Origin of the sequence: Clostridium sp. OM05-9 (genome assembly GCF_003481465.1) — a bacterium.
GTDB classification, from domain to species: domain Bacteria; phylum Bacillota; class Clostridia; order Lachnospirales; family Lachnospiraceae; genus Coprococcus; species Coprococcus ammoniilyticus.
This window is the reverse complement of the sequence record NZ_QULF01000002.1, coordinates 266,516-283,758: the sequence shown is the minus strand read 5'-3', so window position 1 is coordinate 283,758 and position 17,243 is coordinate 266,516. Positions and strand designations below refer to the sequence as shown.

The window sequence follows — 17,243 nt, the reverse complement described above, 5'->3', positions numbered from 1 at the left end:
CTCCTTAACGGATTCGCTCCTGTAATTCATTCAGATATAACAATGCTTTCATCGGTGTCATGTTGGACAGATCTGCATTCTTGATCTCCTCCAGAATGGCACTCTCTTCCGGATTTGCCAGAAATGACATCTGGGTATCGGAAGCACTTTTATGAAAATCATTTGTTATCTTGATATCTTTTAATTTCGTCGTTATATCCGTATCGATAAGCTGGTTGCAGATCTCATTTGCACGATTGATCACGATATCCGGTACTCCGGCAAGCTTGGCTACCTGAATACCATAGCTTCGATCCGCTCCGCCTTTTACGATCTTTCGTAAGAATACGATATCATCACCGTCTTCTTTTACTGCTATACAGTAGTTGTTTACAGAGGATAACTTACCCTCTAATTCTGTCAGTTCATGATAGTGGGTGGCAAATAACGTTTTTGCTCCAAGCAGTTCACTGTTACTAATATATTCCACAACTGCCCATGCAATACTAAGTCCGTCATATGTACTGGTTCCTCGTCCGATCTCATCTAAGATCAGCAGACTGTTCTTCGTGGCATTTCGAAGAATATTTGCGACCTCACTCATCTCTACCATGAAAGTGCTTTGACCGCTTGCAAGATCATCGGATGCCCCTACTCTGGTGAAGATACGGTCACAGATACCGATATTTGCTGAAGCAGCAGGAACAAAGCTTCCGATCTGCGCCATTAAAACGATCAGTGCCGTCTGACGCATATAGGTGGATTTACCAGCCATATTCGGTCCGGTTATGATCGATATTCGGCTCTCAAAATTATTCAGATAGGTGTCATTTGATATGAACATACCGTTGTTCATCATCTTCTCAACGACAGGATGGCGACCTTCTTTGATATCAATTACACCATCTTCGTTAATCTCCGGACGAACAAACTGATTGGCAGATGCCACATATGACAGCGAACAGAGACAGTCTAATAAAGCGATCTGTCTTGCTGTATTCTGCACACGCAGGATCTCACCCGCAATCTTATCTCTGAGCGCAACATAGGTTTCATATTCCAGTGCATATAATTTATCTTCAGAACCAAGAATCGAACCTGCAAGATTGTCCAATTCTTCTGTTGTGTATCGTTCTGAATTTGCAAGTGTCTGTTTTCTTATAAAATATTCAGGTACCAGATCCTTATAGGAATTAGTCACCTCAAAATAATAGCCAAATACTTTATTGAACTTGATGCGAAGATTCTTTATTCCTGTCTTCTGCTTTTCCCGTTCCTCCAATTCTGCAAGCCATGTCTTGCCATCTGTCTTTGCCGATTTTAAAGTATCGATTTCTTCCAGATAACCATCCTTGAAAATACCGCCTTCTCGAATCAGTATCGGAGGATCGTCGTTGATTGAACGCTCTAACAGGTCATAAATATCCTGTAATTCATCCATTTTCTCATAAATATCTGCAAGAAGCCCATCCGGATAGATCTGTAAAAGCTGTCTGATATACGGCAGATATGAAAGGGATGTCTTAAATGCGATCATATCGCGTGGATTTGCGGATCGTAGGGAAATCCTTGTCATCAGTCGTTCCAGATCATAGATCGGGTTCAGATATTCCCGCATCTCATCACGATTGATCATATCATTATTTAACTGATCTACTGCATCAAGTCTTGCTTCGATATCCTTTTTATATATTAAAGGCTGCTCGATCATGCTTCGAAGCATTCTCGCACCCATTGCTGTCTTGGTTTTATCCAATACCCATAACAAAGAACCTCGTTTCTGTTTGTCACGAAGTGTCTCACAAAGCTCCAGATTTCTTCTGGTTGCGGAATCAAGAATCATGAAATCGTCGATAGAATACAGCACGATATGATTGATATGTGCAAGGGAATTCTTCTGTGTCTCATGCAGATACTGAAGCAGAACTCCGGAGGATAAAATACAGTCAGGGAAATCCTTCAGTCCAAGTCCGTCCATATTATTAACTCCGAACTGCCTCATAATTGCATCTTCACAGAGCATTTGATTGAAATAATGCTCCGGCGCTTCAGAAATGGAAATTTTCATTTTCTCCCTAAGATAAATGAAATCCAGATCACAATTCATGAAAGAATGATTGCCGATGATCTCGGCAGGAGAATATTTGTTGATCTCATCCGTAAGCTTTGATAAGGATGGAACTCTCGCTGTCTTAAACTCACCGGTCGTGATATCTACCAGTGAAATTCCGAATGCACCATCGTTTTCAACAATACTCATCAGATAATTATTTCTTGTTTCATCAAGAATTGCATTTGACATATTGGTACCCGGTGTTACCACCCGGATAACCTCACGTTTAACTATGCCTTTTGCAAGCTTTGGATCTTCAACCTGTTCACAGATCGCTACCTTAAAACCATTCTCGATCAGCTTATTCAGGTAGACATCACAGGCATGATATGGAACGCCGCACATCGGTGCACGTTCCGGCTGTCCACAGTCCCTTCCGGTCAAAGTGATCTCAAGAACCTTGGATGCGGTCAGGGCATCATCAAAAAACATTTCATAGAAATCACCAAGTCTGTAAAATAATATACAGTCCTTGTACTGATTCTTCACTTCCATATACTGCTGCATCATTGGTGTTAAAGCTGCCACTGTTTTTTACCCCTATTCTATAAATTCGGTTTATACAAGATTTCCCATATAATAAAAGCCTTTACATTCATCCAGCGAAACATCCCGGATCTCGCCGATCATAGATGGATCACCTTTAAAATGTACCAGAATATTATTTGACAGACGACCGGTTAAGAGTTCCTGATTCTGTTCGCTGACGCTTTCAATCAGTACAGGCATGACCTGCCCTTTATAACGGCAGATCTCCTCACCGCTGATCTCTGATACTCGCTTGATCAGGCGATCAAACCGGTTCTGGATCTCTTCCTTTGTTGCATGATCCTCAAATGTTGCTGCCGGTGTTCCGGTACGCTTGGAGTATATAAATGTAAATGCTGTATCAAACCTTACCCGATTCACTACATCCATTGTCTCTAAGAAATCTTCTTCTGTTTCTCCGGGAAAACCGACAATAATATCGGTTGTAAGTGATATTTCAGGAATCTGTCTGCGGATCTTGTCTACTAATTCCAGATAGGATTCCTTTGTATAGCGACGATTCATCTGATTTAATATCCTGGATGAGCCGGATTGCATCGGAAGATGGATGTGACGGCAGATCTTTTCATTTGCCGCGATCACATCGATCAATTCATCGGACAGATCCTTTGGATGGGAGGTCATAAAACGAACACGTTCAATTCCATCAACTTCTGTCACCTTCTGCAATAATTCGGCAAATGTCATCGGTTCTTCTAACGTCTTTCCATAAGAATTCACATTCTGACCAAGGAGCATGATCTCTTTTACACCCTCCTCTGAAAGCCGCTTAACCTCTCTTATGATGTCCTCCGGTTGTCTGCTGCGTTCTCTGCCTCTAACATATGGCACGATACAATATGTACAGAAATTATTACATCCGAACATAATATTGACACCGGACTTAAATGGGAATTCTTTCTTAACCGGAAGATCTTCCACAACAAGATTGGTATCCTTCCAGATATCCACTACCTGTCCGCCGGCTTCGATACGGTTGCAGTAGATTTCAGCCAGTTTAAATACATTATGCGTGCCAAATACCATATCTACAAATCGATATTTCTTTTGAATTGTAGCTACAACATCCGGTTCCTGCATCATACATCCGCAAAGCCCGATCATCTTATCTGGATGTGTCTCTTTGTCATGTTTCATGATTCCAAGATGTCCGTAGACTTTTCGATTCGCATTCTCACGGACTGTGCAGGTATTATATATAACAAGGTCTGCATCCTCAGAATCACTGCTTGTATATCCGATTTCTTCCAGAATACCGGTCAGCTTCTCGGAGTCTCTTACATTCATCTGACATCCATAGGTCTGGATCGAACAGGTCAGGTTTCTTCCTGCTTTTTTCGCAAGCTCCTGGTAATAACCCCTTGCTTTTTTTATAAAATAATATTGCCGAAATGGTTCTTCGGCAGGACAAGGTTCTGTTATATCGATTTTATCTATTTTTTTATTTATTTCATTAATCATATTTATTGTTCTCCATAAAGCTGTATATCTCTGACGGAGTCAGAAGCTGATCCGGTCTTTCGTCAAATGATTCGCATGAAATCTCCGGCAACACCTGATAATCATAGGCAAATGCAACCGCAGTAAGTTCCGGATGAAGCTTCATATAACGGTCATAATATCCACCGCCATATCCGATCCGATGTCCGTTTATATCAAATACAATTCCCGGGACGATCAGAATTCCTTCCGTCGGATGAAGCATCTCACAGCCGGCAGGCTCTAAGATGCCATACGTACCTACCTTTAGATCGCTCATTCCATGGATCCGATGAAAATGCATATGATCTCCGTATACCTTTGGCACAGCAACGACTTTGTCATCTGTAAGTGCCTGCTTTATAATCTCGACCGTATCCACTTCATTATCCTGACTGACATAGATCAGCAGATGATTGCAATCTTTATATTCATCTGAATTCAGAAATTGCTTCCTGATCTGCGCTGAAGCAACGGTCACCTGCTCCGGTGTTAAGGCACGCCGCTTTTGTTTATATTGTTTTCTTAGTTCTGCTTTTGTCTGTTCCATCATACTTTTTTTGTTGGATCGATATCTTCCAGCCTGGTAATACTACCATCCGGTTCTTTGATATCAATGTTATTTAATACACTTCTCAGATTCTGTTTCATGGCAAAAATGTATTCCTGTCTGAGATTTTTCTGTTCTTCCTTTTCAGCCGACGTAAGTCCTGCCGGAGTCTTGGATTTCTTATATAATTCATTGATTCTTGCAATCTTTTTTTCGTCCATTCTTATTCACCTGTTCATTTCTGTTATTTCGGAATCGGATACTGCTTCTGTTTGATCAGACCCATCTTATATATGATACGATGGTACATACTATATCCATTGCTACTGCAGATATTCCTTATGTGTAATGTATCTTACGACATCAAAATTCGGCTCTTTATATGCTTTAAATAAGGTTCCGACAGATTCACCATTTAATGCCCGACCGAGATTTCCTATATCATCTCCTGATAAAATAAGCATATCTGCTCCTGAATTTGCAGCAATCTTCGCCGCAGAAATCTTTGTCGTCATACCACCGGTTCCATATCCGGAGCCGGCGCCCTTTGCCATTGCTTTGATCTTATCGTCGATGCGTTCTACGACAGGGATCAATGTTGCATCCGGATTATTTCTTGGATCGTCCGTGTACAAGCCATCAATATCTGTTAATAATAATAAAAGATCAGCATTGATCATGTTGGCTACGATAGCGGAAAGGGTATCATTATCTCCAAAGTTTATATCCACTTCTTCAATTGCAACTGTATCATTCTCATTAACTACAGGAATAACATCCATTTGTAATAATTCATTAAAAGTATTTACAGCGTTATGTCTTCTTTCCTGAGATGTGATTACATCAAACGTCAGAAGAACCTGAGCTGCGATCTGGTGATATTCATAGAACAGACGCTGGTATACCATCATGAGCTGTCCCTGTCCAACTGCTGCACATGCCTGTCTGAGTGATGTTGTCTTTGGCTTTTTCTGAAGCCCTAACGACTTCGAACCAACACCGATTGCACCGGAGGATACCAATACAACATCCTTATCCTGATTTTTCAGATCGCTGATGATCCGTACCAGTTTTTCAAGTTTTATGTAATCAAGCCCACCCGTCTCCTCATGGATCAATGAAGATGAACCGATCTTGATCACGATTCTTTTTTTATTTTTTAAGTATAAACGATCTTCCATTTTAAATCTGAAACCTCACATTCTCTGATTTCCGGTTGATGCTTCCGGTATCATAAATTTCGACATAACTGCCTCAAAAACTTTTATTCCGTCAACGGCTGCGGATGTTATACCTCCCGCGTAACCTGCACCTTCGCCACATGGATAAATACAAGTATGTGCAGATGTCAGATCTGCATCGCGTAGTATCTTTATCGGCGAAGATGTTCTTGCTTCCACGCCGCTTAATATTGCATCATCATCTGCAAAACCGGATATCACCCGGTCAAATGACAAAACACCATCTATTATAGCATCTCTGATATACTCTGGCAAACAACAATTCAGGTTGGAAAACGTATAAGCCCCTTTTATGCAAGGCTTGATCTTGCCGGCTATTTCAGACAGTCTGTTCATTCTAAAATCACCGAAACGTTGTACCGGAACTGCTCCTTTTCCTGCCTGATACGCCTTTTCTTCAAGCTCTCTCTGAAAATACATACCGGCAAGCGGATGATCTCCCGGATAATCTTCCGGCGTAACATTCACAACGATCGCACTGTTTGAATTATCCGCTTTCCGGTCACTGTAGCTCATACCATTGACACATATCCTTCCGGATTCTGAGGATGCATTTACAACGTAACCACCGGGGCACATACAGAAGGAGTAGACCGCCCGTCCGTTTGCTGCCTGATGCACCAGCTTATAATCTGCTGTCGGCAGTAAATCTTCATACTCGGGATGATATCCATATTGTGCTTCATTGATAAAGGTTCTTGGATGTTCGATTCGTAGTCCCATTGCAAACGGCTTCTGTTCCATCGGAATTCCACGCTTATAGAGCATTTCAAAGGTATCTCTTGCACTGTGACCGATCGCAAGTATCACCGCATTGCTTTTTAATTCATATGTTTCTTCCGGTTTCAAAAGCTTCTTTATATGTAAGAGCGTTGTCTCAGGATTTATCACTTCTATATCTGTTACAAGCTGCTCAAATCGCACCTCTCCACCCAGCCTTATAATCTCATTTCTAATATTCTTGACTACAGTCAATAACACATCTGTACCGATATGAGGCTTATTCACATATAGGATTGACGGATCTGCACCAAATTCGACAAATGTCTTAAGAACCGCAGTCCTTCTTCCTGATTTATCCTTAATTACGGTATTCAATTTACCGTCAGAAAATGTTCCGGCCCCTCCTTCACCAAACTGAACATTACAGTTTGGATTTAACGGATGTTCCTTTTTCCAGTATCCATTTACACAGGCTGTTCGTTCATCAACTGCCATACCACGTTCCAGAATGATCGGTCGATAGCCCTCTCTTGCAAGAAAAAGACCTGCAAACAAACCTGCCGGACCGCTTCCGATAATAACCGGTCGATACTGCATCGGCATCGATCCATGCTCCGGGATTTTAAAATCCGTCCCTTTAATTAACATAATATTGTTATTGTGAACTTTTTTTAGGATTTTCTCTTCCTGATCACAGGACACATCTACAGAGGCAACATAATGGATTTGATCCTTCTTCCGGCTGTCAATCGATAATTTAGCCATTTTATAGGATAGAAAGCTATTTATCCTTAAACTTTTCCGGATTGCCTGTTCAATATCTTCGTTTTTGTATCCAATTTTTAACTTAATATTATTAATTCGAATCATAAATACTAAATCCCGCTTTCATCCCAGTTATGACCGCCCACATCAGATTATAGCCGCCGCAGATTCCGTCGGTATCCAAAAGCTCCCCTATCACATATACATGCTCCTGTACAGTAAGCTTCATAGTTTCCGGATCTATAAAACGAGTGTCTGCGCCGCCTCTTGATACCTGTGCATCTTCTGCTCCGGCTGTTGCTGTGACATGAAAGGTCAGTTTCTTTATTTGATCTGCCAGCTTCTGCAGTTCAACATCATTTAGTTCCGATATTCTTTCCTGTTTCCATCTGCATTGTTCTAGTATATAAGTCGCAAGTTTTTCATGTACAAAGCCATTCAGACACGCCTGAAGCGACCTTTCCGGATTATTTGTCCGGAATTTCCTGAAATGCATATACAGATCAGCTTCATTTATATCCGGTACAAGATCCAAACAAAGGCTAACGCTCTCACCATTCTGCAGCATCTCCCCGGCTGTATGGCTGAGATTAAATATAACAATTCCTGATAATGACTGACCGGTAAACTGGACCTCGCCAAATTCCTGTGCGTGGATTTCGGAAGATGCATCCATTACTGTTACCAGTGCCTTTGAACGAACACCTGCCAACCCAGACATCTTTTCATTTACCTGAAGCTTACAGAGTGCTGGTTGAAATGGATAATACGGAATACCCAGTTGATCTAACAGACTACAGCCTGCATTTGTACCACCAAGGGCAGGTGCTGCAGCTCCACCACATGCAAGAACTATATTTCTTGCATAATATTGTCCCTGATCCGTCTGAATACAATATGTATGATCGGATTGTTCTTCCAGACCTATAACGATTTCTCCGGTATGAACCTGGATCTGATTTTTCTTCAGACGGTCGTTGAACGCCCAGACGATCGTAGATGCCTGTCTGGACATTGGATAATAATATCCGTGTTCATCGCTGACAGCTACACCAAGCTGTTCCGCAAATTGATTTACAATCTGATAATCCTTTGCTCCGATCACCTTATATGGGAAAAATTCATTTTTACTGTTATAACATTCCAGACGAAAACTGCTGTTTGACAGATTACATCTGCCATTTCCGGTTGCATATAGTTTTTTTCCGATCTTTTTATTTTTCTCAATGATCAGTACAGAACGCTTCCGGGTCTGATCTGCTTTATGCTGAAACTGTTTGTAAATATCTGCATCCGTTGCGCAGATAGCTGCAGTCATACCAGAAGCACCTGCACCTGCTACGATCAAGTCATATATCATTTTTATTTACTCCTTTTAAACCATCCATATTCTAGCATTAACTGGAACATGATTCAAGAAAAGTAAACAATTCTTTCTCTTTTTGAAATTTAATACCATTTATGATCCTGTTTTTTAGAATGTTGTCCAGATTCTTGATCCGGATATCGGTAAATTCATACAAACTGCCATTTGCTGTAAAGACCGCTACATATCCATTTAATTCATTTACCAGAAAACGATACGACTCCGCCGCCACCTGTGTGGAAGCATCTTCGGACAACGATCGTTCTCCGGTTGTCGTTCCATATGTTGGTGTTTTTTCTTCTGATGTTTTTTCTTCTGAAATTGGATCGTATTGAATCTCTTGTCGTTTGCCGGATCGTCCTTTGCCTGTTATTGTTTCTACGGCATATGAATCATCCGAAAAGCTGTCAGTTTTCTGGTATATCGTATAGGAACAGCAAAAAGCAAGCAAAAACAGAATGAGCATCCCACCAAGAATCAATAAAATTTTTTTCACAGATAATCACCTCTTATCATGATTATCTGCACATCCATCAGATCTATGCAAAAAACAGGCTGGTAATTATTAGCTTTTACCTGCCTGTTTTCCTTTTTTCTTATATATTTATTTGCTTATTCCCATGTTACGCTGTCAGCTTTGTCTTTTTCAAATACTGTCACCCATGTTTTTCCAGGATTCAGCTTTAATTCATTGCCGTCCTCTGTATAATACTTTGTGATCGCATTTTCAGATGATTTTTTCCATGTTACAGGAACGATCACTCCATTGGAAGCATAAAGTCCGGTTCCTTCACCAACCAGATCAAGCTGCTGTCTGTCATGATCATCAATGCTTGTATAATGAGCAAACTGGATCAGGACATTTTCATACTTAAGCTGATCACCTGTATTTCCATCTGTCTGTTCTCCGCCATACTGGAATCTGTAGTAGAGGCCATCATCTGCATGGTATTCAAACCAAGGTGTTGTGTAATTGCTGATCGGAGTTGTAATCTTTTCTGCCTTTTCACCGCCAGCAGGAGCTGTAATCTCCTCATTAAATGAGAACACACTCTTGAAACTATCGCTATGCTTTGTTTCATATCCTTTTTGTTCGATGCCGGCTTTGATCTTTTCTGTATCTGTAAATACATTATGTGGTGATACCCTGTCAGATGCTCTGTAGTATGTTACTCCACCTTCTGAACTTAAACCACTCAGATTATTGATTCCTGAGCTTGAAAGTTTTTCCTCACCCTGTGGGGACTGACCGTAATGCATATAGATTGCATCATATTCCATAGCAACGGTTACATAATATGGACGGCAGCTTCTGATTGATCCAAGTTTTTCAAGATTGGAATAATCGTTAAAAATACCAAGCAGTCTGGTGATTCCACCTTCTACCTTCATCTCATAAACGATATCTGCTTTACCTATATCGCACTGTGGCATAGCGTCAGAAATATTATTTAACATAACTGCGATCGGACGACCGTACTCTTCCGTCCGGTCTGTAACCCATTCGCCAGTCAGGTCGTTATATACGCCCTCATGCTGTACTTCTGTTGTTGCCTCTGTGGTAGCTTCTGTTGTTGCTTCTGTCGTTGTGGTTTCTGTGGTTGCTTCTGTTGATGTCTCTTTCTTACCACATCCCATAACACCAAGTGATAAAACTCCTAATGCTGCTAAAGCAATTGCATATTTAGTTTTCTTCATAATCCCTTGTGTATCCTTTCTCATTAAGTATTTGTTCCTGAAGATCTTCCATCTGTTTGCGCTCTTCTTCATCTATATGATCATAACCAAACAAATGAAGCATACTGTGCGCTACCAGAAATGCCAGTTCTCTGGTGTTCGAGTGATTGTAGCTTTCTGCCTGTTCATATACGCGATCCATGGAAATAATGATATCTCCAAGCATCAGTTCTCCGCTTTCCGGATTGAAATAATCACAGGTATCCCCGTCTACAACACTAAAATCTCCCGGTTCTTTATAATCAATCAGAGGAAATGACAATACATCTGTCGGTGCATCGATATTTCTCTGACAATTATTGATAGTCTGTATGCCCGAATTATCTGTGAGCAATACATAAATCTCACATTCATAAGGACACTTTATAAAATCCAGAGCCTGTCCGATCACTGTTTCGATCACATGTTCATAATCAGGGATCTGGATTTCTCCATATTCATTTTCTACATTTAATGACATTGTATTTCTTACCTTTTTCTTTTATTATTTCGGTTCTCTCCGTATCGTCTGCCATCGTTTTGGTTACGATTTTCCTGCTCCGAACGCTGTTTTTTCTGCCTGTTCTGCTTCTCCTCGTAAACCTCATATGCATTTACGATCTTCTGTACCAGCGGATGTCTTACAACATCAAGACTTGTCAGATGGCAGACACTGATTTCTTCGATATTTTTGATAACGGTCAAAGCTACTTCCAGTCCCGATCTTGTCTCAAACGGAAGGTCCTTCTGGGAAAGGTCACCGGTAATGATTGCTTTCGATCCAAAACCAATACGGGTTAAGAACATCTTCATCTGTGCCGGTGTTGTATTCTGTGCCTCGTCCAGTACAATATAAGCATTGTCCAGTGTACGTCCCCGCATATATGCAAGTGGTGCTACTTCAATCAGACCTTTTTCCATATTCTTGGCAAAGGACTCCGGTCCCATGATCTCATATAATGCATCATAAAGCGGTCTTAAATAAGGATCGACCTTGCTCTGCAAATCTCCCGGAAGAAATCCAAGCTTTTCGCCAGCTTCAATTGCCGGACGTGTCAAAATGATCCGGTTTACTTCACCATTCTTAAAAGCAGTGATCGCTTTTGCCATTGCGAGATATGTTTTACCGGTTCCAGCAGGACCTACACCGAATACGATCATGGATTTATCGATTGCATTTACATATGCCTTCTGTCCATGTGTTTTTGGTTTGATCGGTTTGCCATTGATCGTGTGACATATGATATCCCGATCCAGATCAGCAATATTTTCCTGTGTTTCCTGAGGATGATCCTTAGACATGGCGATCGTATAATCAACCTTCTGTTCATCGATCGCAGTACCTCTGGCTGCAACTGCAAATAACTGGATCAGTACATGAACCGCCTGCTCCACGTCTTTTTCTTCTCCTGAAACCTTCAGCTTATCATCGCGTAGAATCATAGAAACATGAAATGCTTTTTCTATTTTTTTTGCATGTACATCAAATTGTCCAAATACATTCTGAACGTATTCGGACATAACTGTAATTGATTTGCTGAATTCACTCAAGCGTCTGTTCCTCACTTATAATCTGTAATTCATGCGGAATCCCGATCAACTGTCTTACGGTTATATCTCCTTCCGCAAGACATTCATCTCCGCTATTCGTTATTTTAACATTATTTTCTATTATTTGCACCCCTTTTTCTTGCAAATTGCCAATATAACGACTTAATTTTTCTTTTACTGACGCAGCCGCCGCTTCCATGGATACTGTTTCTTTTTTTAACCGGTACTCCTTTATTGTGTATGCTTCTATCTGAAATGGCAGGTAAAAATTCTTACCTATATGAAGCCGGCTCGTATCACTGAACAAATCATATGCTTCGAAAGAGCATTTTGGTACATAAGGGGTAAGGCTGTACTGAAATGCACCAAAGGAATAATAGCTCTTTTCATTTCCTGTATATTCTTTGGAATAGCAGGATAACGGAACTGTATTTTTGTAATGATATACACAGATTCCATATACAGTTCCTTCTGCAGATACATAATTTGTATCCAGAACTTCATTATTATCATCATACAGATAAACTGCACCAGAGATCAGGATATCGCCTTTCTTCACATCATCTCCAGCCTTTACTACCGGTGTTCCGGATGCTGTTACGATCTCCGTGATCGTACAGTCCTGTGAAGCAATGATGTTGCATGGTTCTTTCATGGAGGTATCCGTAAATACATTCAATGTTTCCGTGATCTCCACCGACAGCTTTGTTCCCGTAAGCGCACATGATATCCAGGCGATATCTTCAAAGTCTTTCCGGAGATTTTTCTCCAGCTCTGCGCAGTCTACTTTTGACTTTGGAGTTCCGGTCTGCACATAATATTCATTGATATGTTGTAGTATCTCATCCGATGTATAATCTGATTCACCGGAAACGGAAATTTCCCATATAAATAACGATTGAATATAGATCAGAACAGCAAACAAGATAAACCCAGCCACAAACGGAATTCTTTTTTTATTTTTTCGAATAAACTCGCGAATACCATATACTCTTAGAACCTCTACATCACTTCCTGTTTTCCGTGCAGGTTCTTCCAATCGTGCTATATCCTTTGAAGCAGTAAAAAAGAATATTTCATCTTCTTTCTGCTCCAGATTCCAAAGTTTAATATCTCTGGCTTTGCACAGATTTACAAAACGGTTGATATGAATGCCGCGAAGATGAATGTTTGCAAATCCATACAGATACTTTAATATAATATCAAACATCCGGTTTCCCCCTTCTATGTACACAATATTATTCATAATTGATATATAGAATGTTGCCTGATATCTTCAGTTCTTCCGGACAATAATATTCAATTTTCAGGCAAATTCCATTTATCGATATGGTATTCTTTTTTGTTTTTACAAGGATCCGGGTATCCGAACAGGATATAATACATTTATAGTTTTCAATATAGATAATGTGATTATCATGAATTGTGATTTTGGATGAACTTTTTTTTATGTCCGGTGTGACATCCGGCACATCATATAGACTGTTATGATTAAATGGAAGCTGCATGATCTGATACCCAACTGACTTTATATCTATATTATGTTGGTTGGGTATCGGATTATGACTTACTCTTTATTCTCTTTAAGATTATGGACACAGATAAAATTAACCAGAACGGCATTTCCTACAATCAATCCATAGGTAACTGCCTTTAATATATTTCCGGTCATATCGCCAAATGCAAAAATACTTAAGATCAGTGCTTCCCAGGCAAAAATTATTGCAAGAATATTAATTGCGTTTTTCATATTCGTTTGTCCCTTTCGTTTTTGTATATTAATTTCATCATATATTATAGTGATGTCAGCGTCAACTTTTTTGCGTTTGTAAGAACATTTCATGTTCTTACACCGCACCATCATACCTAATTGTTTCGCATACGTTTTATATTTTCTTTTTTTGTGTCTATAAGAACATTTCATGTTCTTACGTCGCACCATCTCGCCTAAATGTTTCGCATCCGTTTTATATATTCTTTTTTTGCGTCTATAAGAACATTTCATGTTCTTACGCCGCACCATCTCGCCTAAATGTTTCGCATCCGTTTTATATATTCTTTTTTTGCGTCTATAAGAACATTTCATGTTCTTACGCCGCACCATCTCGCCTATCGGCTCGATGCCGCTCGTTCGCCAAATACAGATTTTCGTGTAAACACGAAATCTGTGCTTGGCTCACTTACGCAAAAAAAGAGTACCGATTGCTCGGTACTCAAAAAAATCATATTTACTAATCCAAACTATAGATTATTTATATTTGCGCTTTCTAGCTGCCTCTGATTTCTTTTTACGTCTAACGCTTGGCTTTTCGTAATGTTCTCTCTTACGAATCTCCTGCTGGATACCAGCCTTCGCACAATTTCTCTTGAATCTGCGAAGAGCGCTATCTAATGTTTCGTTTTCTTTAACTATTACATTTGACATTCTCTCACCTGACCTCCCTCCAGTTGTGTACTATGCTAATAAAATAACAACTGTTTGGGTATTATTTAAGCACGAAGTCAATTATAACATATATTATTGAAACGTCAACAAAAAATTTTATTATTTTCTATTTTTAGGCATTTAACTGTTCTTTGGCTATTTCTACTGCTTTTGCAAGTGCATCTGCAATACCGGCAGAATTCTTTCCCCCGGCCTGAGCCATGTTTGGACGACCACCGCCGCCACCGCCTACAAGTGCTGCAGACGCTTTGATAATATTTCCTGCATGTGCTCCCTTCTTTACAGCATCGTCTGTTGCCATAGCGATCAGATTTACCTTACCATCCTTTGCGGAAGCAAGAACGACAACCGATGTTCCAAGCTTGTTCTTGAAATCATCTCCCAGATTACGAAGTGCATTCATATCTGTATCTTCTACGCTGGTAGCAAGAACCTTTACGCCATTTACATCTACTGCATCTGCAAGTGCATCTCCGGCAGAATTCTTTGCCAGCTTATCCTTTAACTTGGAGTTTTCAGATGTAAGAGCTTTGATCTCAGCGAGCATTGTCTCGATCTTTTCAGCCAGCTTTGCAGGTTCAGCTTTTGCTGCCTTTGCCGCTGCTTTTAATTCATCTTCCATCTCTTTATAATAATTAAATGCGCCAACAGAAGTCAATGCTTCGATTCTTCTTACTCCGGCAGCAACACCCATTTCAGAGATAATCTTAAATGTACCGATCACACCGGTATTTGGAACATGAGTACCACCACAGAACTCAACAGAAAAGTCATCCATAGATACAACTCGAACCTTCTCACCGTACTTGTCGCCAAACAATGCCATAGCACCTGTCTTCTTGGCATCTTCAATACTCATAACCTCTGTCTTAACCTTAAGATCCTTATCGATCTGTTCATTTACGATTGCTTCCACCTTGGCGATCTCTTCAGGAGTCATAGCCTGGAAATGTGTAAAGTCGAATCTTAAACGGTCTTCGGATACATAAGAACCAGCCTGTTCTACATGATCACCAAGGACCATCTTTAAGGCTTTCTGGAGCAGATGTGTAGCGGAATGATTCTTACATATCAGTGCACGTCTGTCTGCTGTTACAGAAAGCTTCGCTGTGCTTCCATTCTTTAATTCACCGGATTCAACATAGCCAAGATGTGCGATCTTATCACCGGCAACCTTGATCGTATCTTTAACGATGAAACGTCCGCTCTCTGTCTCGATCACACCGGAATCACCGATCTGACCACCCATAGTAGCATAAAATGGTGTCTCTGCTGTGATGATCGAACCGTTTGTGCCTTCGGGAATAACATCAACCAGTTCGGATGTTACCTGATCGCCCTCTTTATATTCTGCTGTTATGGCAATGATATTGGAAGATGCTTCTACCTTGTCATAACCAATGAATTTACTTGTAAGAGCTGTGTCGATGTCTTCATAAATAGTTGAATCTGCTCCCATGTAGTTTGATACTTTTCTTGATTTACGAGCAGTCTCTCTCTGCTTGTCCATAGCCTTATTAAAGCCTTCCGTATCAACCTCGATGCCCTTTTCTTCCAGAATCTCTTTTGTCAGATCAAGAGGGAAACCATAGGTATCATATAACTTAAATGCATTTTCGCCATTTATTACTTTTTTGCCGCTGTTATTTAACTCCTCAACGAAGCCGTTCAGAATTGATAATCCCTGATCGATCGTCTTATTGAAGTTTTCTTCTTCTGTATTGATACAGGTAAAGATATGTGCTTTCTTTTCTTCCAGCTCCGGATATGCATCCTTAGAAACTTCGATTACTGTCTTTGAAAGTTCTGCAAGGAATCTGCCTTCGATACCAAGTAATCTGCCATGTCTTGCTGCACGACGGAGAAGACGTCTTAATACATAACCTCGTCCTTCATTTGATGGAAGGATACCGTCAGATGCCATAAAGGTAACAGAACGGATATGATCAGTAATAACACGGATCGAGACATCTGTCTTCTCGTCTTCCATGTATTTCACGCCAGCCATCTCACATACTTTATCACGCAACGCTTTGATCGTATCAACGTCAAAGATGGAATCTACATCCTGAACAACAACAGCCAGACGCTCCAGTCCCATACCGGTATCGATATTCTTCTGAACCAGTTCTGTATAGTTGTTATGGCCGTCATTTTCAAACTGGGTAAATACGTTGTTCCATACTTCCATGTAACGGTCACAGTCACAACCTACTGTACAGCCGGGCTTACCGCATCCGTACTTTTCGCCTCTGTCATAATAGATTTCGGAACATGGACCACAAGGACCTGCGCCATGCTCCCAGAAGTTATCTTCTTTCCCAAAACGGAAAATTCTCTCCGGTGCAATTCCGATCTCTTTATTCCAGATATCAAATGCTTCGTTATCATCCTCGTAGATAGATGGATATAAACGGTTCTCATCTAAGCCTACAACCTTGGTCAGAAACTCCCATGACCATGAAATTGCTTCATGCTTGAAGTAATCGCCGAATGAGAAGTTACCTAACATTTCAAAGAATGTACCATGTCTTGCAGTCTTACCTACATTTTCGATATCACCGGTACGGATACACTTCTGGCAGGTGGTCACACGTCTTCTTGGAGGGATCTCCTGTCCTGTAAAGTAAGGCTTTAATGGTGCCATACCTGAGTTGATCAATAACAAACTATTATCATTATGTGGAATCAGTGAGAAGCTGTTCATCTTCAGATGTCCCTTGCTCTCAAAAAATTCCAGAAACATTTTTCTTAACTGATTTACG

Annotated in this window: 15 protein-coding genes; all 15 read right to left on the bottom strand. The window is 40.5% G+C overall.

All coding sequences use genetic code 11. The features are described from left to right. Nucleotides 1-4: 4 nt before the first annotated feature. Complete coding sequence (mutS, locus tag DXB77_RS04350; protein ID WP_182429576.1) at nucleotides 5-2,602, bottom strand: DNA mismatch repair protein MutS; 2,598 nt, start codon at nucleotides 2,600-2,602, stop codon at nucleotides 5-7. Between the two features lie 48 nt (nucleotides 2,603-2,650). Beyond that, complete coding sequence (gene miaB, locus DXB77_RS04345) at nucleotides 2,651-4,102, bottom strand: tRNA (N6-isopentenyl adenosine(37)-C2)-methylthiotransferase MiaB (RefSeq protein WP_182439430.1); 1,452 nt, start codon at nucleotides 4,100-4,102, stop codon at nucleotides 2,651-2,653. Beyond that, nucleotides 4,095-4,670 (bottom strand): 5-formyltetrahydrofolate cyclo-ligase, encoded by a 576-nt coding sequence (locus DXB77_RS04340; protein WP_207665153.1) that lies wholly within the window; start codon nucleotides 4,668-4,670, stop codon nucleotides 4,095-4,097. Before DXB77_RS04340 ends, miaB begins: the two co-directional genes overlap by 8 nt. Continuing rightward, nucleotides 4,670-4,891, bottom strand: a complete 222-nt coding sequence (locus DXB77_RS04335; RefSeq protein WP_021943851.1) for a DUF896 domain-containing protein — start codon at nucleotides 4,889-4,891, stop codon at nucleotides 4,670-4,672. The genes DXB77_RS04340 and DXB77_RS04335 overlap by 1 nt, the downstream gene beginning before the upstream one ends. 102 nt (nucleotides 4,892-4,993) lie before the next feature. Beyond that, entirely contained in the window at nucleotides 4,994-5,851 is an 858-nt protein-coding gene (proB, locus tag DXB77_RS04330; RefSeq protein WP_008400827.1) for a glutamate 5-kinase, read from the bottom strand. Nucleotides 5,852-5,866: 15 nt separating this feature from the next. Next, nucleotides 5,867-7,504, bottom strand: a complete 1,638-nt coding sequence (locus DXB77_RS04325; protein ID WP_118483978.1) for an FAD-dependent protein — start codon at nucleotides 7,502-7,504, stop codon at nucleotides 5,867-5,869. Next, the gene (locus tag DXB77_RS04320; RefSeq protein WP_118483976.1) at nucleotides 7,491-8,759 is read right to left on the bottom strand and encodes an aminoacetone oxidase family FAD-binding enzyme; all 1,269 of its coding nucleotides are present in this window, start codon (nucleotides 8,757-8,759) and stop codon (nucleotides 7,491-7,493) included. The genes DXB77_RS04325 and DXB77_RS04320 overlap by 14 nt, the downstream gene beginning before the upstream one ends. A gap of 37 nt (nucleotides 8,760-8,796) precedes the next feature. After that, nucleotides 8,797-9,261: a hypothetical protein gene (locus DXB77_RS04315; RefSeq protein WP_118662726.1), complete on the bottom strand. Its 465-nt coding sequence runs from the start codon at nucleotides 9,259-9,261 to the stop codon at nucleotides 8,797-8,799. 116 nt (nucleotides 9,262-9,377) lie between these two features. Then, the gene (locus DXB77_RS04310) at nucleotides 9,378-10,463 is read right to left on the bottom strand and encodes a DUF3048 domain-containing protein (protein ID WP_117784858.1); all 1,086 of its coding nucleotides are present in this window, start codon (nucleotides 10,461-10,463) and stop codon (nucleotides 9,378-9,380) included. Next, nucleotides 10,450-10,962: an rRNA maturation RNase YbeY gene (gene ybeY, locus DXB77_RS04305; protein WP_021943846.1), complete on the bottom strand. Its 513-nt coding sequence runs from the start codon at nucleotides 10,960-10,962 to the stop codon at nucleotides 10,450-10,452. Before ybeY ends, DXB77_RS04310 begins: the two co-directional genes overlap by 14 nt. 8 nt (nucleotides 10,963-10,970) lie before the next feature. Further along, a complete protein-coding gene (locus DXB77_RS04300; protein WP_118484126.1) occupies nucleotides 10,971-12,002 on the bottom strand; it encodes a PhoH family protein in 1,032 nt (343 codons plus the stop codon). Between the two features lie 22 nt (nucleotides 12,003-12,024). After that, nucleotides 12,025-13,242: a sporulation protein YqfD gene (yqfD, locus tag DXB77_RS04295; RefSeq protein ID WP_182427474.1), complete on the bottom strand. Its 1,218-nt coding sequence runs from the start codon at nucleotides 13,240-13,242 to the stop codon at nucleotides 12,025-12,027. Between the two features lie 357 nt (nucleotides 13,243-13,599). Next, nucleotides 13,600-13,782: a hypothetical protein gene (locus DXB77_RS12935; protein WP_147353800.1), complete on the bottom strand. Its 183-nt coding sequence runs from the start codon at nucleotides 13,780-13,782 to the stop codon at nucleotides 13,600-13,602. Nucleotides 13,783-14,280: 498 nt separating this feature from the next. Then, nucleotides 14,281-14,457 carry a 30S ribosomal protein S21 gene (gene rpsU / locus DXB77_RS04280; RefSeq protein WP_008400815.1) on the bottom strand — a complete coding sequence of 59 codons (177 nt, stop codon included), beginning with the start codon at nucleotides 14,455-14,457 and terminating at the stop codon, nucleotides 14,281-14,283. 133 nt (nucleotides 14,458-14,590) lie between these two features. Beyond that, nucleotides 14,591-17,224, bottom strand: coding sequence for an alanine--tRNA ligase (gene alaS / locus DXB77_RS04275; RefSeq protein WP_347559472.1), 2,634 nt, complete (start codon nucleotides 17,222-17,224; stop codon nucleotides 14,591-14,593). Between the last annotated feature and the right edge of the window lie 19 nt (nucleotides 17,225-17,243).